Below are 906 nucleotides of genomic sequence, written 5' to 3'. Positions count from 1 at the left end.
GCATGCCCCCAGCCCGGCCACGAGGGAAGCCCCGAGGAAACCGAGGGCGGTGCGCCGGCTGGCGGTGGAGGGATGGTGGTCACACATGGGGATTCCCTGGTCTCGAAAGGGTGATTGCCTCCAAAACATACCAGCGGCCGGTTAACAGAAAACGACGGCTAAATGCCGCTCCGCCAGCCCATCTGGGCCGGGCAAGCGTTCATGACGACGTCCAGGCCCGCAGCTTTGGCCCGCTCCGCTGCATCCTCGTCAATGACTCCGAGCTGGAGCCACACAGCTTTCGCTCCCACGGCAATCGCTTCGTCCACCACCGCGCCGACGCGGGAGGAGTTCACAAAGCAATCGACGACGTCGATGGGCTGTTTCTCAAGCGGCACGTCCGCAAGGAATTTGTACCCGGTTTCGCCGTGGACGTCTTCGCCCTTTTGGTTGATCGGGATGATCTCCATGCCCATGGTGTCGCGAACGTAGAGGGCTACTTCGAACGCGGAGCGCCACTCATTCGTGCTGAGTCCCACGATGGCCCAGCGGCCCTTTGTTCGCATCAGCCGGTCTATGACTGCCGGATCGTTGACATGTGTCATAGCTTCAGCCTACTAGCGGGACAGCAGTCCAAGGAGCCAACGCAGCGAGGGCCCGGCAGGCTTCAGGGACACGTCGTCCTGGGTGTTCTCGACTGCTTGCTGCACTCCGTTTTGGAGGTCCTTCGCCGTGGGGGCTGATGGTATGGCAGTTTTGGGCTGCGGAAGGATTCCCTGCGAATCGTTCTTAGGCTCGGTGTGGGCTGCCTTCGGGGCTTGCTCCTGCGTTGGCTGGCTTGCCGGAGCCCGACCGGCCGCCGGTGCTTCCGGCTCGTGCGCCGCCTCGCCAGTACCAGCTGGAGCAGTGACCACGGGATCCGCCGAG

General features: G+C 63.4%; 1 protein-coding gene and 1 pseudogene. Both read right to left on the bottom strand.

Annotated elements, in window-relative coordinates:
- Positions 1–158: 158 nt before the first annotated feature.
- Positions 159–584 (bottom strand): CoA-binding protein, encoded by a 426-nt coding sequence (locus tag AHiyo1_RS10305; protein WP_059388508.1) that lies wholly within the window; start codon positions 582–584, stop codon positions 159–161.
- A gap of 12 nt (positions 585–596) precedes the next feature.
- A pseudogene (locus tag AHiyo1_RS24205) lies at positions 597–906 on the bottom strand (hypothetical protein); the annotation flags it as partial.

It is taken from the genome of Arthrobacter sp. Hiyo1 (genome assembly GCF_001263615.2).
In the GTDB taxonomy this organism is placed as follows: Bacteria; Actinomycetota; Actinomycetes; order Actinomycetales; family Micrococcaceae; genus Arthrobacter.
The sequence above is the reverse complement of the archived record's forward strand: the minus strand, read 5'-3'. Positions and strand labels throughout refer to the sequence as shown.

What these genes read in the sequence shown, in the direction of transcription:
- AHiyo1_RS10305 (WP_059388508.1), bottom strand. Translation starts at nt 584, where the DNA reads ATGACACATGTCAACGATCCGGCAGTCATAGACCGGCTGATGCGAACA.